This window comes from Brevundimonas sp. Soil_N_31, assembly GCF_057655995.1.
The window spans coordinates 80,647-104,871 of sequence record NZ_JBDGLE010000001.1; the positions used below are offsets into that span (position 1 = coordinate 80,647).

Genomic DNA, 24,225 nt, shown 5'->3' on the forward strand with positions numbered 1-24,225 from the left:
CAGCATGACGCTAAATCAGGCACTGATGCAGTTACTGTACGCATCGTTTCAGATTCAACCGGAGCCGTGATGCCCAAGATTCTCGTCCTTTACCACTCGACCTATGGCCACATCGAGCGCATGGCCGAGGCCGTCGCCGAAGGCGCGCGCCAGGTCGAAGGAGCCGTGGTGGACATCAAGCGCGTGCCGGAAACCGTGCCGGAAGAACTGGCCCGCAGCTCGGGCTACAAGATGGACCAGGCCGCACCGGTCGCCGCCGTGGCCGATCTGGCGAACTATGACGCCATCATCATCGGCGCCGGCACCCGCTTCGGCACGGCCGCTTCGCAGATGCGCGCCTTCCTGGATCAGACCGGCGGCCTGTGGGCGCAAGGGACGCTGCTGGGCAAGGTCGGCGGCGCCTTCACCGGCTCGGCCACCCAGCACGGCGGCCAGGAGACGACCTTCGCCGGTCTGCACAACTACTTCCTGCACCACGGCATGGTGGTAGCGGGCCTGCCCTACGCCTTCGCCGGCCAGATGCGTCTGGACGAGATCACCGGCGGTTCGCCCTACGGCGCCACCACCATCTCGGCCCCGGACGGCTCGCGGATGCCCAGCGAAACCGAACTGGACGGCGCGCGCTTCCAAGGCAAGCATATCGCTGAGATCGCCAAGAAACTTCACGGTTAAGATCATGCGCCAGCCCGCACTCTTCTTTGGTCACGGCTCCCCCATGAACGCCCTGGGCGGTCCCTTCGCGGACGCCTGGCGCGCGCTGGGAGAGGAGATCGGCAAGCCGAAAGGCGTCGTCATGGTCTCGGCCCACTGGGAGACGCGCGGGCTGGGCGTGACGGCGCAGGAGCAACCGGAAACCATCCATGATTTCGGAGGTTTCCCGCCTGAACTTCACGCCATGCAGTATCCCGCGCCCGGCTCGCCTTCGCTGGCGAACCGGGTGGCGGAGCTGACCGGCGCCGTCCAGACGACGCAGTGGGGTCTGGATCACGGAACCTGGTCCGTGCTGGCTCATGTCTGGCCGGACGCCGACGTGCCCGTGGTGCAGTTGTCGCTGGATCGCACCATCGACGCCCGCGCCCACTACGAACTTGCCAAGCGCCTGCGTCCCTTGCGGGAGGAAGGCGTTATCGTCGCCGGTTCAGGCGACTTCGTGCACAATCTGCGGACGTGGAAACGGGCGGGCGGCGAACCCTACGACTGGGCGGTCGATTTCAACGAGGCGGTCAAGCGCGCCTTCACGGCGGGCGACCATGACGCCCTGATCGACTGGGTCCATCTGGCCGAGCAGGCCCAGCTCAGCGTGCCGACGGACGAGCATTATCTGCCGCTGCTCTATGTCGCCGCCCAACACACGCCGGGCGAGCCCTTGAGCTTCTTCAACGATGTGATCGATGGCGGCTCGATCTCGATGACGGGCGTCCGGATCGGCTGACCGGACGCCGCGTCACGTCTCTTAGCGACGGCCGCCGCGCAGGGCGTTGTCCAGCGACCACGGCCCCGGCCCGGCGAAGACCAGATAGAGGAAGACGAAGCAGTAGAGGGCCGCCAGCTCCCCGCCGTTGTTGATGGGGTAGGGGCTCTGCGGCGCGTGGACCATCCAATAGGCCACGGCGGTGAAGCCCGACAGGATGAAGGCGGTCGGGCGACTGAACAGGCCCAGCACCAGCAGGACGCCGCCGACCAGTTCGATCGGCCCGGACCAGCCCGCCAGCGTCGATAGGTCGACCACGCCGCCGCGCCCGCCTGGCGGGAAGCCCAGAATCTTCTGCGCGCCGTGCTGGAGCAGCAGCAGGCCGGAGACAATTCTCAGGATACTGAGAAAATGCGGCTCCCAGTTGGCCAGGGATGTCGAACGTCGGGCCATGAAGTCTCCTCGGCCGTGGCGCCTCGCGAACGGGGCTGGACGGCCGAGGTTATGACACTTGCGCCGAACGGCAAGCGCCTTGTCAGGTGCGCTTCAGTTCATCCTCAACCATCTTCTGGATGGTCACATAGTCGGTCTTGCCGGTGCCCAGGACCGGGATGGTCTCGACCTTGATGATCTTCTTCGGCACGGCCAGTTCGGGCGCGCCGTTGTCGCGGGCCCACTCCGTCAGACGGGCGCTTTCGGCGCCTGCGACGTCTGTGACCAGGACCAGACGCTCGCCCTTCTTGCTGTCGGGCACGGCGACGACGGCGTGGTGACCGGTCGGCCAGACGCCGCCGGCCATGCCCTCGACCGCCGTCAGAGACACCATCTCACCGCCGATCTTGGCGAAGCGTTTCGCCCGCCCCAGAATGGTGATGTAGCCCTCGGCGTCGATGTCGACGATGTCGCCGGTGTCGTGCCAGCCGCCTGCCAGCGGCTCCAGATTGTCAGGGTCGTTCGGCGAGATATAGCCTTCCATCACGTTCGGCCCACGCAGGTACAGGCGACCGCCGACCTCGATGCCTTCGACCGGTTCGATCCGGTATTCCATGCCCGGCAGGATCTGGCCCACCGTGCCCGGTCGGTTGCGGTCGGGATGGTTCACCGCCACCACGGGCGCCGCCTCGGTGGCGCCATAGCCCTCCAGAAGCTCGACGCCGCCAAACTTGGTGTTGAACATCTGGCGCGTTTCGTCGCGGACCTTCTCCGCGCCCGCCACGGCGAACTGCAGGGTGGCGAAGTCGCCCGGTTCGGCCACGCGGGCGTACTGGTTCAGGAAGGTGTCGGTCGCGAACAGGATCGACGCCTTCACCTGGGGCAGCAGGTCGGTGATCTGCTTGGCGTGCAGCGGCGACGGATATTCGAACGCCTTCAACCCTTGCAACAGAGGCAGCAGCACCCCGCCGGTCAGGCCGAAGCAGTGGAAGGTCGGCAGCGGATTGAACATGACCCAATCGGGATCCAGGTCGATGTGCGCCGCCACCTGGCGCGCATTGGCGACCAGGTTCTTCTGACTCAGCACCACCCCCTTGGGCGCGCCGAAGCTGCCGGAGGTGAACAGAACCACGCCCGCCGAATCCGGATCGGTCTTCACGCGGAATCGTTTGGGGGCCATGCCGGCGCTGAGGCCGAACATCTTGTCGGCGAAGCCGATGCTCTTGCGGATATCGTCCAGCCAGACGATCTCGGAAACCTCGCCCAGGGCCTCCATCAGGTCGTCCAGCTTGGCCTGAGTGACGAAGCGCTTGGCCGACAGGATCTTCTTCACGCCCGCTGTTTTCAGCGCAGCCTTCAAATTGGCCTCGCCTGAGGTGAAGTTCAGCATGACGGGCACGCGCCCGAAGGCGTGCAGGGCGAAGAAGGTCACGACCACACCGGCGCTGGACGGCAGCAGCACGCCGACGCGCTCGCCCGGTTGGGTCAGTTTGGCGATCTTGCGGCCCAGCACGAAGGCGGCGCGGATCAGGCCCGTGTAGGTCAGGGGGTGGCGATCCTGATCTTCCAGAATCTCCTTGTCGCCGTAGCGGGCGCGCGCATCGATCAGCGCGTCGAACAGGGTCTCTTCATAGACCTTTGGGTCCAGGGCTGCTCGCAGCAAGCACGTCCTCCTTCAGAGAGCTCTGAAAGCGGCTCCCTTGGTTAAGAGGCCGGAACCTAGTGACGCAAGGGCGCCTTGAAAAGATGCGTAACGTCGCGTGAGGCTGTTCCGATGCCGGACTGAAACCGTCTGTGCCTTGCCTTTGCCCCACGGAAGGCCGACATAGCCTCAAGAATTGGGCCGCCTTCATAAACAGGAGCCAGACCGCCGGCGATGGTCACGCTGATCGACACCCTGCAGAAGAAGCCGTCCGAGCTTCGTCACCCGGAAAAGCAGAACCGCCCGGAATCGGCGGTGCTGAAGAAGCCTGACTGGCTGCGCGTGAAGGCGCCCGGGTCGGGCCAGTACAATGCGACCAAGGACATCGTCCGCTCCAAGGGGCTGGTGACGGTCTGCGAAGAGGCCGCCTGCCCGAATATCGGCGAGTGCTGGAGCCAGAAACACGCGACCCTGATGATCATGGGCGACACCTGCACGCGGGCCTGCGCCTTCTGCAACGTCAAGACCGGCCTGCCGCAGCCGCTGGACCCGGAAGAGCCGGGCAAGGTCGGTCTGGCCGTAGCCCAGATGGGGCTGAACCACGTCGTCATCACCTCGGTGGACCGCGACGACGTGTCGGACGGCGGCGCCGCCCACTTCGCGGAAGTGGTGCGCCAGATCCGCATCCAGGCGCCGAACACCACTATCGAGATCCTGACGCCCGACTTCCTGCGCAAGGATGGCGCGGCCGAAGTGATGATCGACGCCACGCCTGACGTCTTCAATCACAACCTTGAGACGGTTCCGCGCCTGTATTTGAAGATCCGCCCCGGCGCCCGCTACTTCCACTCGCTGCGCCTGCTGCAGATGGTCAAGGAGCGCGATCCGAACCAGTTCACCAAGTCCGGCATCATGGTCGGCCTGGGCGAGACCAAGGAAGAGGTCATGCAGGTGATGGACGACATGCGCTCCGCCGGCGTCGACTTCATCACTATCGGCCAGTATCTGCAGCCGACGCGCAAGCATGCCGCCATCGACCGCTTCGTCACGCCGGAAGAGTTCAAGGCCTATGAGGCGATCGCACGGGCCAAGGGCTTCCTGATGGTGTCGTCGTCGCCGCTGACGCGCTCGTCGCACCACGCGGGCGACGACTTCGCCCGGCTGCGAGCCGCGCGCGAGGCCCAGTTGTCGTCCCGGAACGGCCGCTGAACCCTTGGCCGTCCATCGCGTAACGCGCATCCTGCCCTATGCGCCGGAACAGCTCGCCGCCCTGGTGGCGGACGTGCGCGCCTATCCCGACTTCGTGCCGTGGATCACGTCGATGCGCGTCTGGAACGTGCGGGATGAGGCGCCGGGCGTGCACCTGCTGGATGCGGAGGCAGGCGTCGGCTTCGCCTTCCTGACCGAGAAGTTCTCCACCTGGGTGCGCCATGACGTTCATGCGCCCAAGGTCGAGGTCGGCCTGATCCGCGGTCCGTTCAAGCACCTGAAGAACCGCTGGGAGTTTCATCCGCATCCGCAGGGAACGCGCCTGGAATTCTCCATCGACTTCGCCTTCAAGTCGCGCATGCTGGACATGATGCTTCAGGCGAACTTCGACCGAGCGGTCGACAAGCTGATCCAGTGTTTCGAGAGCCGGGCCAAGGCTCTCTACGGCAAGAGGTAGGACCATGGGCGCGCCTTTCGACTTCGATGCGACGGTCGTGGGCGCGGGGGCTGTGGGGCTGGCCTGCGGCCGGGCGCTGTCGCGGCGTGGCCTGACGGTGCTGGTGCTGGAGAAGGAGCCGCACATCGGCCAGGGCGTCTCCTCGCGCAATTCCGAGGTGATCCACGGCGGGCTCTACTATCCGACCGGCTCACTGAAGGCGAAGTTCTGCGTCGAGGGGCGACGCGCCCTCTATGCCTTCCTGGAAAGCCGCAAGGTCGACCATTGGAAGTGCGGCAAGCTGGTCGCGGCGACCGAGGAAACCGAGGTCGAACGCATCGAGGCCATCTTCCAGCAGGCGACGACCAACGGCGTCGAAAATCTGGAGCACCTGACCGGCGCCCAGGCGCGGGCGCTGGAGCCGGAGCTGAACGCCCACGCCGCCATCCTGTCGCCCGAGAGCGGCGTGTTCGACAGCCACGGCTATATGCTGGCCCTTCAGGGCGAGATCGAGGACGCGGGCGGCTCGGTCGTCATCTCTGCGCCGTTCGAAGGAGCGGAGGCCCTACCGGGCGGCGGTTTTTTGATCCGTGTGGGCGGCGAGGGGGCGATGACCCTGACCAGCCGCCTGCTGGTCACGGCGCCGGGGCTGTCGTCGCAGGACGTTGCGGCGCGAATCGAAGGCTATCCGGCCGCCGATATTCCGGCGCGCCATCTGGGCAAGGGAATCTACTTCCGCCTGACGGGCCCAGCGCCGTTCAACTGCCTGATCTATCCGCCGCCGATTCCCGGCGCGCTGGGCACCCATTATCGCAAGGATCTGGGCGGGCAAGGCGTGTTCGGCCCGGACCTAGCCTACGTCGAGACCGAGGACTATTCGGTCGATCCGGCCAAGGCGGAAGAGTTCGCGCGCTACATCCGCCGCTTCTGGCCTGGCGTGACGGTCGAGCGGCTGACGCCCGACTACGCGGGCATCCGGCCCAAGCTGCACGGACCGGGCGAGCCGCAGCCGGACTTCCAGCTTCACGGCGTGGCGAATCACGGGATGGAGGGGTTGATGGCCCTGTTCGGCATCGAGAGTCCTGGTCTGACCAGTTCGCTGGCCATCGGCGAGGCTGTGGCGGGAAGCCTTACCGCAAGGGTTTGACGCCTATTCCGCCTACCTGCGCCGACACCCTTGAAATCGGTTGCGTCTTCATGCATAAGCCCGCCCTCGCGTGGCGGCTCTTATCGGGGGGCCGCCGCTGTTGTTTTCGCGTCTTCACCGGCGCACCGACTTAGAGATTGAGACGGACATGGCCGTTCCGAAGCGCAAAGTATCCCCCTCGCGTCGCAACATGCGTCGCGCTCATGACGCCCTGGGCGCCAACACCTATGTCGAAGACAAGGACACCGGCGAGCTGCGTCGTCCGCACCACATTGACCTGAAGAGCGGCATGTACAAGGGCCGTCAGGTTCTGACCCAGAAGGAAGACTAAGGCCTCCTCTGGCGATCCGGCTTCGGCCGGGCGCAAGTTCAGCGGCGCGCGAGTTTCTCGCGCGCCGTTTTCGCATATGTTCGCCGCAGTCTCGGCTGTGGCGATTCAAGCGGGTCTGGTCTAAACCGGCCCGACCTTTCCCAACTCAGTCAGAGCGCAAAGTTTCATGACCGATATCGTCGACATCGTCGCCCGCCAGATTCTCGACAGCCGTGGCAATCCGACGGTTGAAGTGGACGTGATGCTGGAAGACGGCAGTTTCGGCCGCGCGGCGGTGCCGTCGGGCGCCTCGACCGGCGCGCACGAAGCCGTCGAACTGCGTGACGGCGACAAGGACATGTGGGGCGGTAAGGGCGTCGAGAAGGCGGTCGACGCCGTCAACGGCGAGATCTTCGACGCCCTGTCCGGCATGGACGCCGAGGACCAGCGCCGCATCGACGAAGCGCTGATCGAGCTGGACGGCACCGAGAACAAGTCGCGCCTGGGCGCCAACGCCATGCTGGGCGTCTCGCTCGCCGTGGCCAAGGCCAGCGCCATCTCGGCCGGCCTGCCGCTGCACCGCTACATCGGCGGCGTCTCGGCCCGCATCCTGCCGACGCCGATGATGAACATCATCAATGGCGGCGCCCACGCCGACAACCCGATCGACATCCAGGAATTCATGATCATGCCGACGGGCGCCGAGAACTTCTCGGAAGCCCTGCGCATGGGCGCCGAAATCTTCCACGCCCTGAAGAAGGCGCTGAAGGACGCCGGCCACAACACCAACGTCGGCGACGAGGGCGGCTTTGCCCCGAACCTGGCCTCGGCTGACGAAGCCCTGACCTTCATCACCAAGGCGGGCCAGGCGGCCGGCTATCTGGCGGGCGAGGATTTCCACCTGGCGCTGGACGTGGCCTCGACCGAGTTCTTCAAGAACGGCAAGTATGAGCTGGCCGGCGAAGGCAAGTCCTTCGACGCCGAGGGCATGGTCAACTACCTGGCCGATCTGGTCGAACGCTTCCCGATCGTCTCGATCGAGGACGGCTGCGCCGAGGACGACTTCGACGGCTGGAAGCTGCTGACGGACCGTCTGGGCGACCGCGTTCAACTGGTCGGCGACGACCTGTTCGTCACCAACCCGCGCCGTCTGGCCGCCGGTATCGGCGAAGGCCTGGCCAACTCCATCCTGATCAAGGTCAACCAGATCGGCACCCTGTCCGAGACCCTGGACGCCGTCGATATGGCGCACCGTGCGGGCTACACCGCCGTCATGTCGCACCGTTCGGGCGAGACCGAGGACTCGACCATCGCCGACCTGGCCGTGGCCACCAACTGCGGTCAGATCAAGACCGGCTCGCTGGCTCGCTCGGACCGGACGGCCAAGTACAACCAGCTGCTGCGCATCGAAGAGATGCTGGGCGACCAGGCCGCCTATTTCGGCGACGGCATGCTGCTGAAATAAGCTGCATCACGAAGATGTGCTGGGCGCCGCCTCCGAACCTCGGGGGCGGCGTTCGCAATTACGGTCAAGCTACGGTTCGTTAGGCATTTTCGCTCACTGATAGGTCACTGTGTTTATGCGCGCTCAGAAGGAGCGTCCGTCGTGCCTGAGCAGATGAAGCCTTACCTGCCGTCCGTCCTGTTGCTGCTGCTGATCGTCTATCTGGGCGTGCAAGCCCTGACGGGTGAACGCGGTCTGCTAAGTGGCGGTGAACGCGACGCTTTGCTGGCGCAACGTCAGACGCAACTGAGCCGTCTGGCCGAACAGCGCCAGGATCTGGAAGTCCGCGTCCGCTATCTGCGTACAGAGAGCCTGTCGAAGGATCTGCTGGAAGAGCGGGCGAGGGCGGTGATCGGCTTCGCCGACCCGCGCGACTACGTGGTGCGGCTGAATGGTCCCGCTGGCCACAACCCTGACGCGACACGCGCTTCCTGAACTATTGTTACAGCCTGGCTGGCCGCTTTGCGTTTCGGGAACGAAGGCTGCTAAAGCCCCTTTCTGTAACGATAAGAGTCCCTGAAACAGGGGTGTAAGCCGGGAGATGCCGGATGGCGAAAGCCGCCGCTCAGAAAACCTCGCCCAACACGGGCGACAAGATTCCGAACACGCCTCAGGCTTCCAAGGAAGACCTGCTGCGTTTCTATCGCGAGATGATCCTTATCCGCCGCTTTGAAGAGCGCGCGGGCCAACTGTACGGCATGGGCCTGATCGGGGGCTTCTGCCACCTGTACATCGGTCAGGAAGCCGTGGCCGTCGGCATTCAAGAGAGCGTCAAGCAGGGCTACGACAAGATCATCACGGGCTATCGCGACCACGGCCATATGCTGGTCGCGGGCATGGACCCGAAGGAAGTCATGGCCGAGCTGACGGGCCGCATCGGCGGGTCGTCCAAGGGCAAGGGCGGGTCGATGCACATGTTCGACGTGCCGACCGGATTCTACGGCGGTCACGGCATCGTCGGCGCCCAAGTGGCGTTGGGCACGGGCCTGGCTTTCGCGGGCAAGTACCGCGGCGATGACTCGGTCAGCTTCGTCTATTTCGGCGACGGCGCCTCGAACCAGGGTCAGGTTTACGAGAGCTTCAACATGGCCCAGCTGTGGAAGCTGCCGGCCATCTACATCATCGAGAACAACCAGTACGCCATGGGTACGAGCATCGAACGCTCGTCGTCCACGACCGAACTGTATCAGCGCGGCGCCAGCTTCGGCATTCCAGGCGAACAGGTCGACGGCATGGACGTGCTGGCTGTGCGTGACGCCGCCGCCCGCGCCGTGGCCCGCGCCCGTGCCGGCGAAGGCCCCTATATTCTCGAAGTGAAGACCTACCGCTATCGTGGCCACTCCATGTCCGACCCTGCCAAATACCGGACGAAGGAAGAGGTGGACGAGGTCAAGAAGACCCGCGATCCGATCGACCACCTGAAGATGCTGCTCGCCGCCGCCAAGGCGACCGAGGACGAGCTGAAGGCGATCGACAACGAAGTGAAGGCCATCGTGGCCGAAGCCGTGCAGTTCGCTCAAGAGAGCCCCGAGCCGGATCCGTCCGAGCTCTACACCGACGTCTACGTGGAGGCCTGATACGTGACGGACATTCTGATGCCGGCGCTGTCCCCCACGATGGAAGAGGGCACGCTGACCAAGTGGCACATCAAGGCGGGCGACGTCGTGTCGGCCGGCCAGGTGATCGCTGAGATCGAGACCGACAAGGCGACGATGGAAGTCGAAGCCGTCGATGAAGGCGAAGTGCTGGAAATCCTGGTGCCGGAAGGCGCTGAGAACGTGAAGGTCAACACGCCGATCGCACGTCTGGCGGGTGAAGACGGCGCCGCTGCGCCCGCACCCAAGGCCGCCGAACCGATGACCGCCGTCGAAGCGGAAGCGCCTGTCGCCGTCACGGCAGCCGCGGCTCCGGCTCAGCCCAAGGTCGAACTGCGCGACCCGGAAATCCCCGCTGACGCCAAGCTGGTGAAGACTACCATTCGCGACGCCCTGCGCGACGCCATGGCCGAGGAAATGCGCCGCGACGAGGCCGTCTTCCTGATGGGCGAGGAAGTCGCCCAGTACCAGGGCGCCTACAAGGTCAGCCGCGACCTGCTTCAGGAGTTCGGCGACCGTCGCGTGGTCGACACCCCGATCACCGAGCACGGCTTCGCCGGCCTGGGCGTCGGCGCCGCCATGGCGGGCCTGAAGCCCATCGTCGAGTTCATGACGTGGAACTTCGGCATGCAGGCGATCGACCACGTGATCAACTCGGCGGCCAAGACGCTGTACATGTCGGGCGGCCAGATCCGTTGTCCGATCGTGTTCCGCGGCCCGAACGGCGCCGCCGCCCGCGTGGCCGCCCAGCACAGCCAGGACTATTCGGCCTGGTACGCTCAGGTGCCGGGCCTGAAGGTCATCGCCCCCTATGACGCCGCCGATGCGAAGGGCCTGCTGAAGGCCGCCATCCGTGATCCGAACCCGGTCGTCTTCCTCGAGCACGAGATGATGTACGGTCACGAGTTCGACGTGCCGGACGTTGAGGACTACGTCGTGCCGATCGGCAAGGCCAAGGTTCGCCGTGAAGGTACGGACGTCACCATCACGGCGCACAGCCGCATGGTCGGCTTCGCTCTTCAAGCCGCCGAAAAGCTGGCTGAAGAAGGCATCTCGGCCGAAGTCGTCGACCTGCGCACCCTGCGTCCGCTGGATCACGAAACGATCGTCGCGAGCGTCAAGAAGACCAACCGTCTGGTCTCGGCCGAAGAGGGCTGGGGGCCGATGGGCGTCGGCGCCGAAGTGGTCGCTCGCGTGATTGAACACGCTTTCGACTACCTGGACGCCCCGCCGGTGCGCGTGCACCAGGAAGACGTGCCGCTGCCCTACGCCGCCAACCTGGAAGCCCTGTCCCTGCCGGGCGTCGACAAGATCGTCGCCGCTGTGAAGAAGGTGATGGCGTGAGCGAGTCCGCAGAGTTTGAGCTGGCCGTACCGGACAGCGTCGCCGCAGACGAGAACGCAATAGAGTTGTTGCGCATGTGGTGGTCGAAGAATGAGCCGGTGATGTCGGTGAAGCCTGCTTTCGCTGATCCCAGCAAGTTTGGTGAACTGCTGGCCTATGCGGCGCGTCACATGGCGCATGGCTACGCCGTGCGCCATGGTCACAATGAAAAGGCCGCCTACGACCGCATCCTTCAAGGGCTCAGCGAGGTGATCAAGGCGGATAACGTTCGCACCGTCGCCGAGCCGGTTTCACCGCAAGCGGGGAACGCCTGATGACCGATATCCTGATGCCCGCCCTGTCTCCGACGATGGAAGAGGGCGTCCTGGCCAAGTGGCACGTCAAGGTCGGCGATACCGTCTCGGCCGGCGACGTCATCGCCGAGATCGAAACCGACAAGGCGACGATGGAAGTCGAAGCCGTGGACGAAGGCGAAGTGCTGGAAATCCTCGTGCCGGAAGGCGCCGAGGGCGTGAAGGTCAATACGCCGATCGCCCGCCTGTCCGGCGACGCCGTAGCGCCCGCGCCGAAGAAGGCTGACGCCCCGGCTGACACGCCGAAGGCCGAAGCGCCCAAGGCAGAAGAGGCTCCGAAGGCTGTGGCGGCGGCCGCTCCTGCTGCACCGAAATCGGACGACGGCGGCCGCATCTTCGCTTCGCCGTTGGCGCGCCGCCTGGCCGCCCAGGCCGGCCTGGACCTGAAGAGCATCACCGGCACCGGCCCGCACGGCCGTATCGTCAAGCGCGACGTGGAAGCCGCTGGCAAGGGCGGCGCCAAGCCGGCCGTCTCGACCGCTTCTGCCGCCCCGGCCACAGCCGCCGAGCCGCGCAAGGTTCTGTCTCTCGCCCAGATGGGCATTCCGGACGGCAGCTACGACCTGATCCCGCTGGACGGGATGAAGAAGGCCGTGGCGCGTCGCATGGTCGACAGCATCCAGAACGTGCCGCACTTCCCGCTTTTCATCGACTGCGAGATCGACCAGCTGATGGCTGTTCGCGCCAAGGTGAACAAGATGCTGGAGCCGCAGGGCATCAAGGTCTCGGTGAACGACTTCGTCATCAAGGCCGCCGCCCTGGCCCTGAAGATGGTGCCGGAGGCCAATGCCTCCTACACTCCAGAAGGCATCGCCATGCACCACAACGCCGACGTCTCCATGGCGGTGGCGATCGACGGCGGCCTGATCACTCCGATCATCCGCAAGGCCGAGACCAAGGGCCTGGCGCAGATCGCGACCGAGTCCAAGGATCTGGCCAAGCGCGCCCGCGAGCGCAAGCTGAAGCCCGAAGAGTTCCAGGGCGGCACCTTCTCGGTGTCCAACCTGGGCATGTTCGGCATCAAGTCGTTCAGCTCGATCATCAATGAGCCGCAGGGCTGCATCATGAGCGTGGGCGCGGGCGAGCAACGTCCGGTCGTCAAGGACGGGCAACTGGCCGTGGCCACGGTCATGACCGTGACCCTGACCTGCGATCACCGCGTGGTCGACGGTGCGACGGGCGCCCGCTTCCTGCAGGCATTCAAGCCGCTGATCGAAGATCCCGTGGCGATGCTGGCCTAGTCACATGATCCCGAAAAGTGTCAGCGGTTTTCGGATGAGATCATGTGCTGAAAAAAGCGGGGGAGGGTGAAGTCATGACCTCGGTCTATGACTTCTCCGCCCGGGCCATTGATGGCGCAGACGTGTCGCTGGACCGCTTTCGTGGCCAGGCCTTGCTGATCGTCAATACGGCGTCAAAGTGCGGCTTCACCGGTCAATATGACGGGCTCGAGAAGCTGCACCGCGACTTCGCCGATGCGCCGTTCGAGGTTCTGGGTTTCCCCTGTAACCAGTTCGGTCAGCAGGAGCCGGGCAGGGCGTCGGAAATCGCCGCCTTCTGCGCCAGCAGCTTCGACGTGACCTTCCCCTTGTTCGACAAGATCGAGGTCAACGGACCGAACCGCCATCCCCTCTATGCGTGGCTATCCCGGCAGAAGCGCGGATTCCTCGGCTCCCAAGCCATCAAATGGAACTTCACCAAGTTCCTGACCGACCGCGAAGGCCGCGTCGTCGCGCGCTATTCGCCCCAGACTGAACCTGAGGCCATCAAGGCCGACATCGAGAAGTTGATCTGATCATGGCTGCTGAATTCGATCTCGTCGTCATCGGCTCGGGCCCCGGCGGTTACGTCGCGGCCATCCGCGCCAGCCAACTGGGCCTGAAGGTCGCCATCGTCGAGCGCGAGAACCTGGGCGGCATCTGCCTGAACTGGGGCTGCATCCCGACCAAGGCCCTGCTGAAGTCGGGCGAGAAGTTCGAGAGCTTGTCGCACCTGAAGGACTATGGCCTGTCCGCCTCGGGCGCCACGTTCGACTTCGACGCCATCATCCAGCGCTCGCGCGGCGTGGCCAAGCAGCTGAATCAGGGCGTCGGCTTCCTGATGAAGAAGAACAAGATCGAGGTCATCGAAGGTTCGGCCAAGCTTGAGAAAGGCGCCGCTGCGCCCAAGGTCGTCGTGGATCTGAAGGCCGGCGGTACGCGCACCATTGAGGCCAAGACGGTCATGCTGGCCGTCGGCGCCCGCGCACGCGCCCTGCCGCAGATCGGGCTTGAGGCCGACGGCGACAAGATCTGGGCCTATCGCGACGCCCTGGCGCCGAAGAAATTGCCCAAGACCTTCGTGGTCATTGGTTCAGGCGCCATCGGCATTGAATTCGCCAGCTTCTACCGCGCCCTGGGCGCCGAGGTGACGGTCGTCGAAGCTGTCGATCGCGTCATGCCGGTCGAGGACGAAGAGGTTTCCAAGGCCGCCCAGAAGGGCTTCGAGAAGCGCGGCATCAAGTTCAAGCTGGGCGCCAAGGTGACGAAGGTCTCCAAGAATTCCACGGGTGTGAAGGTCGATCTTGAAGTCAACGGCAAGGCTGAAAGCCTGGAGGCCGAGGTCTGCATCTCGGCCGTCGGCATCACCGCCAACACCGACGGCATCGGTCTGGAGGCGCTGGGCGTCGAACTGGACCGCGGCCACATCAAGACCGACAGCCACTGCCAGACCAATGTGAAGGGTCTCTACGCCATCGGCGACTGCGCCGGCGCGCCCTGGCTGGCGCACAAGGCCTCGCACGAAGGCATCCACGCCGCCGAACACATCGCCGGTTACAAGACCCCAAACGTCCATTCGCCGATCGCCGGCTGCACCTACGCTCAGCCGCAGGTCGCCTCGGTCGGATTGACGGAGCAGGGGGCCAAGGCCGAGGGCCGCGAGGTCAAGATCGGCCGCTTCCCCTTCAAGGTGAACGGCAAGGCCATCGCGGCGGGCGAGACCGAAGGCTTCGTCAAGGTCATCTTCGACGCCAAGACGGGCGCCCTGATCGGCGCGCACATGATCGGCGCCGACGTCACCGAGATGATCCAAGGTTACGTCACCGCCATCACCATGGAAGCGACCGAGGAAGACATCCACGGCATCGTCTATCCGCACCCGACCATGTCCGAGGCCATGCACGAGGCGGCTCTCGACGCCTATGGCCGCGTGATCCACATCTAGGGCGGTTGTTAGAAAATCTGAACTGTGGCTAAGAGGGTCGCTTCTCCCCATGGTTCGGATTTTCCATGATTGTTGCGCCTTATGTCCTTGGCCTGATCGGCAACACGCCCTTGGTGCGCCTGAAACGCGCCTCTGAGGCCACGGGCTGTGAAATCCTGGGCAAGGCCGAGTTTCTGAACGTGGGCGGCTCGATCAAGGATCGCGCCGCGCTCAGCATCATCCGCGCGGCGCGCGCCTCGGGCGCGCTGAAGCCCGGCGGGACGATCGTCGAAGGCACGGCGGGCAACACCGGCATCGGCCTCGCGCTGGTCGGCGCGGCGCTGGGCCATCCGGTCGTCATCGTCATGCCCCGCACCCAGACGGAAGAGAAGAAACGCGCCGTCCGCCTGCACGGCGCCCGCCTGATCGAGGTCGACCCTGCGCCTTTCGCCAGCCCCAACCACTTCGTTCACTTCTCGCGCCGCCTCGCAGAAGAACTGAACGAAAGCGAGCCGAACGGCGCCTTCTACGCTGACCAGTTTGACAATCAGGCCAACCGCTTGGCTCACTATGAAGCCACCGGCCCGGAAATCTGGCGACAGACCGAGGGGCGTATCGACGGCTTCATCTGCGCCGTTGGATCTGGCGGCACCCTGGCCGGGACGGGCGCCTATTTGCGCGAGCGTAATCCGGATGTTGGCATCGGTCTGGCCGACGTGCCCGGCGCCTCTCTCTACAGCTGGTTCACCGAAGGCGTGTTGAAAGGCGAGGGCGGCTCGATCGCCGAAGGCATCGGCGTCAATCGCATTACGGGCAATCTGCAGGGGCTGTCGGTCGATCACGCCTATCGCATCGAAGACGTCGAGTTCCTGCCCATCCTGTTCGGTCTGGTGAAGGAAGAGGGACTGTCCCTGGGGCCGTCCAGCGGGGTCAACATCGCCGGGGCGATGCGGCTGGCGCGCGAAATCGGTCCTGGCCGCACCATTGTGACCGTACTGTGCGATTCCGGTCAGCGATATGGCAGCAAGATCTATGATCCGGCCTTCCTGGCCGCCCGCAACCTGCCGACACCGGAATGGCTGAGCTGATGATCCGCCGCAAGTCCGAGACCGCGCTGGAAAGCCGCATCCCGCCGTTGAACGCGCTGAAGGCCTTCGAGGCGGCGGCTCGGCGACTGAACATCACCCGCGCCGCCGAGGAATTGTCGGTCACGCCAGGCGCCATCAGTCAGCAGATACGCATTCTGGAGCAGCACGCCGGCGCGCCTCTGTTTCATCGCGAAGGGCGTCAGATCGCCCTGACCGACCTGGGAGCGGAACTCTATCCGCTTCTGCGCGACGGATTCGATCACCTGAAACGGGCAGGGGATCTGCTGTATCGACCGGACCGTCGTCATGCCCTGGCGGTCAGCGTCCCTCCATCGTTTGCAGCCAAGTGGCTGGCGCCGCGCATCGCGCGCTTCTCCGCCGCCCATCCTGAGATCGAAGTGTGGATGTCAGCCGATATGCGCCTGGCGGATGTCAGCGGCGGCCGTGTCGATGTGGCGGTTCGTTATGGACGTGGCGACTATCCCGGCGTTCGATCGGAACGTTTGCTGAACGCTGATGTAACGCCGGTTTGCGCGCCAGGGCTGCTGGTTGGACGCCAGCCTTTGCGAAAGCCCGCTGACCTGGCGCACCACGTGCTGATTCATCTGCGACCCAGCGAATGGGAGGAGCCGCGACCGGACTGGGGCGCCTGGCTGAAGGCGCGCGATCTGACCGACATCGACGCCCAGGCGGGACCACGCTTCGACCAGACGGCCCTGGCCATCGAAGCCGCTGCTCACGGTCAAGGCGTCGCCTTGGCGCCGTACGCCTTCGTGGCGGACGACCTGGCTGCGGGTCGACTGGTCGCGCCATTCGCCGACGGCGCCTTGACCACGGACTTCGCATACTACGTTCTGATCAAGCGCAGCGGCGCCACGACGGCCGCGCGAACCTTTGTCGCCTGGTTGAAGGAGGAAGCCCATGCGGCGGCCGAGGCAGGTGTGGATGACCTTTAGGGCGAGAATTGGCATTTATCGCCTAAGATATATTATGCGAAGGAAACGCCAGTTCGGTAGTGTTGCGCCATTCCAAGCAACATAGCTCGACGCCCCGCTGCGCAGCCATTCAAAGGGCTGTGGGGTATTTTAGCGGCGTCGTCGGATTGTTCTTTCTCGCGTTGGGCCTGCGTCATCTCGCAGGCTGGTCTGGACTATTCCCCCTGCTTGCAGCATGCGCGGTCGTCGCCGCGCTCAGTTTCACCCGATTTTCTCTGGCACGGCGCGGCGCAGCGCGTGCTGGAAACGGTCCACATCATCGTCATGATCGCGATGGCGATCCGCCTGCTTCAAACGGACGAGACGGAAGACTAGCGGGATGGCTTGAGGAGTAGATACGGAACGGGCGGCCTCGCTGTTGCGAAGCCGCCCGTCAAGTTCGCAAATCAAGTCCGAGAACCTGAAATGGTCGGAGCGACAGGATTCGAACCTGCGACCCCTTGACCCCCAGTCAAGTGCGCTACCAGGCTGCGCCACGCTCCGAAGGCGCTCCGTATAGACAAGGGTTTCGCGCTCCGCAAACCCTAAAACGCATTATCGACAACAACTTCCGTCCTAAAGACGAAGAACACCTTCCAGACGTGCGCGAGCCGCTTCCAGGTCGGCCAAAACCTGCGCCAGACGGTTGTGATCGATGGTCTGCGTCGCGCCGGAAGCCGCAGTTTCCGCTCGTAGGCCCGAATCGATTTCGAGGCTGGCGGTCGGATCGCCATAGGCCGCGACGCGCGTCAGCCCCAGATCCTTCACCAAGCGCTGCACGCCACGGATCGTCAGGCCCTCGTCATGCAGCAGGCGACGAACGGCCTTCAGCACCATAATGTCGTCAGGACGGTAAAAACGCCGCCCGCCCGCGCGCTTCACCGGAGCGATGAAATCGAACTTCGTCTCCCAGAAACGCAGGACGTGCTGAGGCGCGCCGACTTCTTCGGCGGCTTCGGAGATAGTACGAAAGGCGCTAGGGCTTTTGGCCAATGAACTCAGGTCTCTACGACGGCGTCGTGCACCCGGCCCTTCATGATCTGGGAGGCCCGGAAGCTGATGACGCGGCGGGGGTTGATGGCGGCGGGTTCCCCGGTCTTGGGGTTGCGTCCCATACGCGCGCGTTTTTCGCGCACCTGAAAGACGCCGAAGCCAGACAGTTTGACGGTCTCGCTCCGTTCAAGCGACTCGACGATCAGTTCAAGCGTCCGTTCAACCATGCCGGAACATTCCTGGCGCGACAGGCCGACTTCCTCGTGAACGGCTTCGCACAGATCAGCCCGAGTAAGGGTCTGGGACACTGACATCTCCCCGCTTTCCAATGGCGGGGCATTGAAGGGCAAAATGACAGAAAATCAAAGCCCTCAATGCGAACCTAGAATCGGAAAGCGCAGGCGCCCCACGTCAGGCCGCCGCCCATGGCTTCGACCAGCACCAGATCGCCCTTCTTGATCCGCCCGTCCTTGATCGCGACGTCCATCGCCAGGGGAATGGAGGCGGCCGAGGTGTTGGCGTGCATGGCCACGGTCGAGATGACCTTGTCCTCGTCCAGACCCAGGCGATCTCCCACGCCCTTGATGATGCGCTGGTTGGCCTGGTGCGGCACGAACCAGTCGATCTCGGGGATATCGACGCCCGCGACCTCGGCGGCTGCGGTGATGGCCTCGGCGATGTTCACCACGGCGTGGCGGAAGACCTGATTGCCCAGCATCCGCAGATGGCCGACCGTGCCGGTCGTGGCCGGGCCGCCGTCGACATAGAGCATGTCGGCCTTGGCGCCCTCGCAGCGCAGGGCGAAGCCCAACACGCCGCGATCCTCCTTGGTCCCCTGCCCTTCGCCCGGCTCCAGCACGAAGGCGCCGGCGCCGTCGCCGAACAGGACGCAGGTCGTGCGGTCGGTCCAGTCCATCAGCCGGGTCATTTCCTCGGCGCCGATGACCAGGGCGCATTTGGCCTGACCACGCGCGACGAAGCCGTCCGCCACGCTCATGGCGTAGACGAAGCCCGAGCAGACCGCCTGAACGTCGAAGGCGATGCCCACCGGCGCGCCCAGCTTGCGCTGGACGATGGCGGCCGTCGCGGGGAAGGTCTGGTCCGGCGTAGTCGTGGCGACGATGATCAGATCGACATCGGCTGCCGTCTTGCCCGCGTCCGCCAGGGCGCGCTCGGCGGCCTTGACCGCCAGATCGCTGGTCGGCTCGTCGTCGCGGGCCTTGTGGCGCTGACGGATGCCGGTGCGTTCGACAATCCATTCGTCGGAGGTGTCGACGATCTTGGTCAGGTCGGCGTTGGTGACGACCTGTTCGGGCAGGAATGATCCTACCCCGGTGACGACGCTGCGGATGATGCTCACGGCTGGACTTCTCCGATTTGGGCCTCGTCGGACGCGGAGTCGCTCTTGTCCAGGACGGCCGACAGACGCGCGAAGTTGGCGCTGACCTTGGTCAGATAGTCGCTTCGGGCCAGATCGACAGCCACACGGATGGCGTTGCCATAACCTTCAGCCGTGGCTCCGCCGTGGCTTTTGACGACGATCCCGTTCAAGCCGAGCAACGGACCGCCGTTGACGCTGCTGGGGTCAATCCGGCGCGCCATCTTCTTCAGCGCAGGCATGGCGATCAGGGCGCCCATCTTGGCCAGAGGCCCGGAGGTCAGCGCCTCCTTCAACAGGCCCGAGATGAAGCGCGCAGTGCCCTCGGCCGTCTTCAGGGCGACGTTGCCGGTGAAGCCGTCGGTGACGACAACATCCACGGTTCCGGCTGCAATGTCGTGTCCTTCGACAAACCCCTTATAGTTTACGGGCACGGCGTCTGTGCGCAGAACGGCGTGCGCTTCGCGCACCTCGTCATGGCCCTTCATTTCTTCGGAACCGACGTTCAGGATGCCGACGGTGGGCCTGGCGACGCCGTGAACAGCCGATTGGAAGGCCTCGCCCATGATGGCGAATTCGAGCAACTGGCGTGCATCGCTGCCGATGTTGGCGCCAACGTCCAGAACGGCGGTGAATCCGCGCTTGGTCGGCCAACTGGCGACGATGGCGGGCCGCTCCAGCCCCTCTACGGCCATGCGTAGCAACAGCTTGGAAATGGCCATCAGGGCGCCGGTGTTGCCGGCTGAAACCGCGGCCTGCGCCTCGCCGAGCTTAACCGTTTCGATGGCGTTCCACAGACTGGAGCCCTTGCCGCGGCGCATGGCCTGGGCGGGCTTCTCGTCCATGCCGACGACCTTGTCGGTGTGGCGGATCTCGCAGACGCCGGACGCCAGTCCGTTGCGCGCGACTTCGACGCGGATCGCGGCCTCGTCGCCATGCAGTTGGAAGCGCACGCCTTCGCCGCCATAGCGGGCGATGTAGTCTTTCACGCCGCCGACCACGACGGAAGGCCCATGGTCCCCGCCCATGGCGTCGAGCGAGATCAGTATCGGTGATGCCAAGTGAAATCGACTCCGTCGCCGTCTTGCCGCGGCGCTTCAGTTTAGGACGGTCGGACGAAAATGTCGCACCGTGGATGACGCCTGAGCGACCTTAGGTCAACTCTTGTCGGCGTCGTCCGCCGGCTTCAGCGCTTTCAACACCCCGAAGGGCGAGATTTCACCGGGTTCTGGCGGCTGTTCAAAAACCGCGCCGTCCTTGCGGGGGTAAGGGTCCAGGTGCAGGGACAGTTGCTCCACGGCGTATTGGCCCAGGTCGATCTGGCCGTTCTCCACCACGTCCGGCGAGTTGTCGTCCAGTTCCAGGTCGATCTCGCCGTCTTCGTCTGCAGGCGCGTCTGGCGGCGTCTCGGTCAGGTTGACGGTAAAATGTTCATTGATCGCCACCGACAGGGGCTCCAGCGTTAGCACGCAGGACTGCACGGCGTCGGCCTGAACGCGGCCTGACATCCGCCATCCAGAAACCGTGGGAACGATCTCGATATCAGCGACGAATCGATCGAGCGACTTCAGGTCAAGTGCGCGAGCGATACGGCTGCGGCTTTCGACGTCGGGCTCCAGACGTCGTGTCAGGGCGGCGCCGATCTGATGCAGGCGGATGGGGTCGCTGTAGGGAATCGCGGGGATGGTCATGCGGCGATCTTCGCCCAATCCGGCGCCTTTTCCACGGCAGCCGAAGATTGGCGCGTCAGCCGATCATGCGACTCAACGGCGTAGCGGGTAAGAGCTTCGCCGACGGCGGCATCCTCGCTCTCGAAGACGTTACGGGCGATCGAAGCTTGCAGGCCGTCGCGGTCCCCTGCCCTCAGCGCCTTCTCGTAGGCGCTCATGCGGCCATACAGGGCCTCGCCCAGTTTGCGCATCTTTTTGCCCACTGAAACGTCGCCCACGCCGAGCTCGCGCAGAACATTGTCGAGCGATGAGACGTAGGCGTCGAACAGCTTTTGCGCAAAATCGGCGCCGCGCTCGCCCTCCTGCTTCAGCCGAACGAACAGCAGCAGCACGTGCAGGGTGTAAAGTTCGAATCGCGCGTCAATACGGTCCGCCACGCCCAAATGGGTGTAGAAATCCGGCTGACGCGCCTGTTCGACCGCCAGGGCGTACAGAGCCTGAACCTGACGGTCTTGCAACTGTCGCTTGAAGAGTGTTTTGAACATAGGTTTTACGGCCCCTTTTCCGCCGCGCCGTTGCACTAGGACGCAGCGACGGTTAGGTCAAAGACCTTGTTTGTAGAGGCCCATCGCCGATGCCCCGTTTTACGTCGCTCATCATCGCCGCCTCGCTCGCTGCTGCTGCGGGCGCCTGCGCGCCGGTTGTCGCCACCCAAGGCTTCCAGGCGGTGGACGCCAAACCCCAGGACATCCAGTCCGGGGTGGATACCCGCGAAACCGTGCTGACCAAGCTGGGGACGCCGTCCACGACCTCGACCTTCGAGTCGGAGAACGTCTGGTACTACCTGACCCAGACAACGCAGCGCTACACCTATAACAAGCCCCAAGTGTCGCAGCGGACCGTGACGGAGATCACCTTCAGCGAAGCCGACGGCAAGGTCGCCTCTGTTCGTAATCTGGGCCTGGAAGACGGCCGCCAGATCGCCATGGAGCGCCGCGAGACCCCGACCCGCGGCCGCCAGCTGACCATCCTCGAACAGCTGCTCGGCAACGTCGGCCGCGGCCAACTGCCGCGCACCGAGGACGATGTCCCCGGCCAGCGCCGCCCGGACTAACGGTCCCTACAAACAGGCGCTCACAAGTCGTGAGCGACCGCGTCGCGAACGTAGGGCGCAAACAGGCCTCAAGCCGCGAGCGACCGCGTCGCGAGCATAGGCGCAAAAAAGATAACGCCCCGGAGAGCGATCTCCGGGGCGTTTTCAGTTTCAGCGACGCGCGGTCAGACGATCTTGCCGCTCGCCAACACCGCCAGCAGCAGAAGCGCGACGATGTTGGTGATCTTGATCATCGGGTTCACCGCCGGACCGGAGGTGTCCTTGTAGGGATCGCCCACAGTGTCGCCGGTGACGGCGGCCTTGTGCGCCTCGGACCCCTTGCCGTGAACGACGCCGTTCTTGTCGGTGAAGCCTTCCTCGATCACCTTCTTGGCGTTGTCCCAGGCGCCGCCGCCCGACGTCATGGAGATGGCGACGAACAGGCCCGTCACGATCACCCCCATCAGCATGGCCCCCAGGGCGGCGAAGGCGTTGGCCTTGTCCGGCTGGATGAACAGGATGACGACGAACAGGACGATCGGCGACAGCACCGGCAGCAGCGACGGCACGATCATCTCGCGGATGGCCGCGCTGGTCAGGATGTCGACGGCCCGTCCGTATTCCGGCTTGGTCTCGAACGTCATGATGCCGGGGTTTTCGCGGAACTGACGTCGGACCTCGGCCACGACAGCCTCGGCTGCGCGCCCCACCGCCGTCATCGCCAACCCTCCGAACAGGAACGGCAGCAAGCCGCCGAACAACAGGCCGACCACGACGTAGGGGTTGGATAGATCAAACGCGACCGTCCCCAGACCGTAGAAGAAGCTGCCCGGCGCCGCCTCGGCCGCGAAGAACTTCAAGTCCTCCACATAGGCGGCGAACAGAACCAGCGCCCCCAGGCCCGCCGAACCGATGGCGTAGCCCTTGGTCACGGCCTTGGTGGTGTTGCCCACGGCGTCCAGAGCGTCGGTCGAAACGCGGACCTCCGGCGGCAGGCCCGCCATTTCAGCGATGCCGCCCGCGTTGTCGGTGACCGGGCCGAAGGCGTCCAGCGCCACGATCATCCCCGCCACGCCCAGCATGGTGGTGGTGGCGATGGCGATGCCGAACAGGCCCGCCAGTTGATAGGCCGCGACAATGCCGACGATGATGGTCAGGGCCGGAAGCGCCGTGGCCTCCAGCGACATGGCCAGGCCCTGGATGACGTTGGTGCCGTGCCCGGAGACCGAGGCGTTGGCCACCGACTTCACCGGCCGGAAGCCCGTGCCGGTGTAGTATTCGGTGATCACCACGATGGCCGCCGTCACCACCAGACCCACAGCGCCCGCCCAGAACAGGTTCATGGGCTGGATCAGCAGGCCGCCTGAGGTCTCGACCGCGCCCGGCAACAAGGTGTTGATCACCCACCAGACGGCGACCAATGACAGCAGGCCGGTCACGATCAGCCCCTGATATAGGGCCCCCATGATGTTGCCGCTCTTGCCCAGACGGACGAAGAACGTCCCGATGATCGAGGTCACGATGCAGACGCCGCAGATCGCCAGAGGCAGCAGCATCAGTACGTCCACATAGGGCTGGTTGCGGAAGAAGATGGCCGCCAGCACCATGGTCGCCACCGTGGTGACGGCATAGGTCTCGAACAGGTCAGCGGCCATGCCGGCGCAGTCGCCGACATTGTCGCCCACATTGTCCGCGATGGTGGCGGCGTTGCGAGGGTCGTCCTCAGGGATGCCCGCCTCGACCTTGCCCACCATGTCGCCGCCGACGTCAGCCCCCTTGGTGAAGATGCCGCCGCCCAGTCGCGCGAAGATGGAGATCAACGAGGCGCCGAAGCCCAGCGCCACCAGGCCGTCGATGACCTCGCGGCTGGTCGAGGCGTGGCCCAGACCCTGCGTCATGAAGGCGTAGTAGCCGGACACGCCCAGAAGCGCGCCGCCCGCCACGAACATGCCGGTGATGGCGCCCGAGCGGAAGGCCAGGTCCAGACCCTTGGACAGGCTCTGCGACGCGGCCTGGGCCGTGCGGACGTTGGCGCGCACGGAGATCAGCATCCCCGCATAGCCCGCCGCGCCCGACAGGACCGCGCCGATCAGGAAGCCGAGCGCCGCCCAGGTTCCGATAAGAAAATAGGCCGCGACCAAGATCACGACCCCTACAATGCCAATCGTTGTGTACTGACGCTTCAGATAGGCGGATGCCCCTTCCTGGATCGCCGCGGCGATCTCACGCATCCGTTCATTACCACTGTCGGCCTTCATCAGGGCAGCGGTCTGGACGGCGCCGTAAAGCACCCCCAAAGCGCCGGCCGCGATGACCAGCCAAAGATATGACGTCATGGCGTTTCCAAGCCCTATGCAACTGGGCGCGCGGATCCATGGGCTGCGCTACGGGCGTTTTCGCCTCTCGGCCGCCTTCCGGTCCCCCCGTGCGCTTACGGACGCAAATTCACGCCCCTCGGGAATT

General features: G+C 64.8%; 26 protein-coding genes and 1 tRNA gene. 17 read left to right on the forward strand and 10 right to left on the reverse strand.

The window, feature by feature from the left end; translation table 11 throughout:
• Positions 1-69 precede the first annotated feature (69 nt).
• Together wrbA and ygiD are read left to right on the forward strand one after the other, a co-directional pair.
• The gene (gene wrbA / locus AC3A3G_RS00360; protein WP_200165091.1) at positions 70-672 is read left to right on the forward strand and encodes an NAD(P)H:quinone oxidoreductase; all 603 of its coding nucleotides are present in this window, start codon (positions 70-72) and stop codon (positions 670-672) included.
• A 4-nt stretch (positions 673-676) separates the two neighbouring features.
• Positions 677-1,432 carry a 4,5-DOPA-extradiol-dioxygenase gene (gene ygiD, locus AC3A3G_RS00365; RefSeq protein WP_200165090.1) on the forward strand — a complete coding sequence of 252 codons (756 nt, stop codon included), beginning with the start codon at positions 677-679 and terminating at the stop codon, positions 1,430-1,432.
• A gap of 21 nt (positions 1,433-1,453) precedes the next feature.
• On the opposite strand, the gene AC3A3G_RS00370 is transcribed toward ygiD, so the two are convergent.
• The gene (locus AC3A3G_RS00370; protein WP_200165089.1) at positions 1,454-1,864 is read right to left on the reverse strand and encodes a DoxX family protein; all 411 of its coding nucleotides are present in this window, start codon (positions 1,862-1,864) and stop codon (positions 1,454-1,456) included.
• Positions 1,865-1,946: 82 nt separating this feature from the next.
• Positions 1,947-3,503, reverse strand: coding sequence for an AMP-binding protein (locus tag AC3A3G_RS00375; protein WP_487487485.1), 1,557 nt, complete (start codon positions 3,501-3,503; stop codon positions 1,947-1,949).
• A gap of 216 nt (positions 3,504-3,719) precedes the next feature.
• Here AC3A3G_RS00375 and lipA point away from each other — a divergent pair, with 216 nt between their 5' ends.
• From lipA to gcvA, 14 genes are all read left to right on the forward strand, one after another.
• Entirely contained in the window at positions 3,720-4,694 is a 975-nt protein-coding gene (lipA, locus tag AC3A3G_RS00380) for a lipoyl synthase (RefSeq protein WP_200165088.1), read from the forward strand.
• Positions 4,695-4,698: 4 nt separating this feature from the next.
• Positions 4,699-5,151 (forward strand): type II toxin-antitoxin system RatA family toxin, encoded by a 453-nt coding sequence (locus AC3A3G_RS00385; RefSeq protein ID WP_003164871.1) that lies wholly within the window; start codon positions 4,699-4,701, stop codon positions 5,149-5,151.
• Between the two features lie 4 nt (positions 5,152-5,155).
• Positions 5,156-6,277 (forward strand): NAD(P)/FAD-dependent oxidoreductase, encoded by a 1,122-nt coding sequence (locus AC3A3G_RS00390; RefSeq protein WP_200215917.1) that lies wholly within the window; start codon positions 5,156-5,158, stop codon positions 6,275-6,277.
• A gap of 148 nt (positions 6,278-6,425) precedes the next feature.
• The gene (gene rpmF, locus AC3A3G_RS00395) at positions 6,426-6,608 is read left to right on the forward strand and encodes a 50S ribosomal protein L32 (RefSeq protein ID WP_087139335.1); all 183 of its coding nucleotides are present in this window, start codon (positions 6,426-6,428) and stop codon (positions 6,606-6,608) included.
• A 166-nt stretch (positions 6,609-6,774) separates the two neighbouring features.
• Positions 6,775-8,052, forward strand: coding sequence for a phosphopyruvate hydratase (gene eno, locus AC3A3G_RS00400; protein ID WP_200165085.1), 1,278 nt, complete (start codon positions 6,775-6,777; stop codon positions 8,050-8,052).
• A 153-nt stretch (positions 8,053-8,205) separates the two neighbouring features.
• Positions 8,206-8,526, forward strand: coding sequence for an FtsB family cell division protein (locus AC3A3G_RS00405; protein WP_200165497.1), 321 nt, complete (start codon positions 8,206-8,208; stop codon positions 8,524-8,526).
• A gap of 113 nt (positions 8,527-8,639) precedes the next feature.
• Positions 8,640-9,668, forward strand: a complete 1,029-nt coding sequence (gene pdhA, locus AC3A3G_RS00410; RefSeq protein ID WP_200165084.1) for a pyruvate dehydrogenase (acetyl-transferring) E1 component subunit alpha — start codon at positions 8,640-8,642, stop codon at positions 9,666-9,668.
• A 3-nt stretch (positions 9,669-9,671) separates the two neighbouring features.
• Complete coding sequence (locus tag AC3A3G_RS00415; protein WP_200165083.1) at positions 9,672-11,030, forward strand: pyruvate dehydrogenase complex E1 component subunit beta; 1,359 nt, start codon at positions 9,672-9,674, stop codon at positions 11,028-11,030.
• A complete protein-coding gene (locus AC3A3G_RS00420) occupies positions 11,027-11,344 on the forward strand; it encodes a DUF5076 domain-containing protein (RefSeq protein WP_125900304.1) in 318 nt (105 codons plus the stop codon). The genes AC3A3G_RS00415 and AC3A3G_RS00420 overlap by 4 nt, the downstream gene beginning before the upstream one ends.
• Positions 11,344-12,624, forward strand: a complete 1,281-nt coding sequence (locus tag AC3A3G_RS00425) for a pyruvate dehydrogenase complex dihydrolipoamide acetyltransferase (RefSeq protein WP_487487273.1) — start codon at positions 11,344-11,346, stop codon at positions 12,622-12,624. The genes AC3A3G_RS00420 and AC3A3G_RS00425 overlap by 1 nt, the downstream gene beginning before the upstream one ends.
• A 74-nt stretch (positions 12,625-12,698) precedes the next feature.
• A complete protein-coding gene (locus AC3A3G_RS00430) occupies positions 12,699-13,178 on the forward strand; it encodes a glutathione peroxidase (RefSeq protein WP_200165081.1) in 480 nt (159 codons plus the stop codon).
• A gap of 2 nt (positions 13,179-13,180) precedes the next feature.
• Positions 13,181-14,587, forward strand: a complete 1,407-nt coding sequence (gene lpdA, locus AC3A3G_RS00435; protein ID WP_125900307.1) for a dihydrolipoyl dehydrogenase — start codon at positions 13,181-13,183, stop codon at positions 14,585-14,587.
• A 65-nt stretch (positions 14,588-14,652) separates the two neighbouring features.
• On the forward strand, positions 14,653-15,654 hold the full coding sequence (locus AC3A3G_RS00440; protein ID WP_125900308.1) for a cysteine synthase A: 1,002 nt from the start codon (positions 14,653-14,655) through the stop codon (positions 15,652-15,654).
• The gene (gcvA, locus tag AC3A3G_RS00445; protein WP_243637586.1) at positions 15,642-16,610 is read left to right on the forward strand and encodes a transcriptional regulator GcvA; all 969 of its coding nucleotides are present in this window, start codon (positions 15,642-15,644) and stop codon (positions 16,608-16,610) included. Before AC3A3G_RS00440 ends, gcvA begins: the two co-directional genes overlap by 13 nt.
• 445 nt (positions 16,611-17,055) lie before the next feature.
• On the opposite strand, the gene AC3A3G_RS00450 is transcribed toward gcvA, so the two are convergent.
• The 7 genes from AC3A3G_RS00450 to AC3A3G_RS00480 all read right to left on the reverse strand — a co-directional run bounded on the left by AC3A3G_RS00450 (position 17,056) and on the right by AC3A3G_RS00480 (position 21,250).
• Positions 17,056-17,132: transfer RNA gene (locus AC3A3G_RS00450), tRNA-Pro, on the reverse strand.
• A 72-nt stretch (positions 17,133-17,204) separates the two neighbouring features.
• Positions 17,205-17,621 carry a MerR family transcriptional regulator gene (locus tag AC3A3G_RS00455; RefSeq protein WP_200168491.1) on the reverse strand — a complete coding sequence of 139 codons (417 nt, stop codon included), beginning with the start codon at positions 17,619-17,621 and terminating at the stop codon, positions 17,205-17,207.
• Between the two features lie 5 nt (positions 17,622-17,626).
• Positions 17,627-17,935 (reverse strand): integration host factor subunit alpha, encoded by a 309-nt coding sequence (locus AC3A3G_RS00460; protein ID WP_125901406.1) that lies wholly within the window; start codon positions 17,933-17,935, stop codon positions 17,627-17,629.
• Positions 17,936-18,003: 68 nt separating this feature from the next.
• Complete coding sequence (locus AC3A3G_RS00465) at positions 18,004-18,981, reverse strand: beta-ketoacyl-ACP synthase III (protein ID WP_487487274.1); 978 nt, start codon at positions 18,979-18,981, stop codon at positions 18,004-18,006.
• A complete protein-coding gene (gene plsX / locus AC3A3G_RS00470; protein ID WP_487487275.1) occupies positions 18,978-20,060 on the reverse strand; it encodes a phosphate acyltransferase PlsX in 1,083 nt (360 codons plus the stop codon). Before plsX ends, AC3A3G_RS00465 begins: the two co-directional genes overlap by 4 nt.
• Before the next feature lie 96 nt (positions 20,061-20,156).
• On the reverse strand, positions 20,157-20,690 hold the full coding sequence (locus AC3A3G_RS00475; RefSeq protein WP_200168489.1) for a YceD family protein: 534 nt from the start codon (positions 20,688-20,690) through the stop codon (positions 20,157-20,159).
• Entirely contained in the window at positions 20,687-21,250 is a 564-nt protein-coding gene (locus tag AC3A3G_RS00480) for a ubiquinol-cytochrome C chaperone family protein (protein ID WP_487487276.1), read from the reverse strand. The genes AC3A3G_RS00475 and AC3A3G_RS00480 overlap by 4 nt, the downstream gene beginning before the upstream one ends.
• Positions 21,251-21,303: 53 nt before the next feature.
• Between AC3A3G_RS00480 and bamE the strand changes: the two genes are divergently transcribed.
• Positions 21,304-21,783 (forward strand): outer membrane protein assembly factor BamE domain-containing protein, encoded by a 480-nt coding sequence (bamE, locus tag AC3A3G_RS00485; protein WP_125901400.1) that lies wholly within the window; start codon positions 21,304-21,306, stop codon positions 21,781-21,783.
• A gap of 164 nt (positions 21,784-21,947) precedes the next feature.
• Here bamE and AC3A3G_RS00490 read toward each other — a convergent pair whose 3' ends face one another.
• Entirely contained in the window at positions 21,948-24,098 is a 2,151-nt protein-coding gene (locus AC3A3G_RS00490) for a sodium-translocating pyrophosphatase (RefSeq protein ID WP_087141417.1), read from the reverse strand.
• Positions 24,099-24,225: the final 127 nt, after the last annotated feature.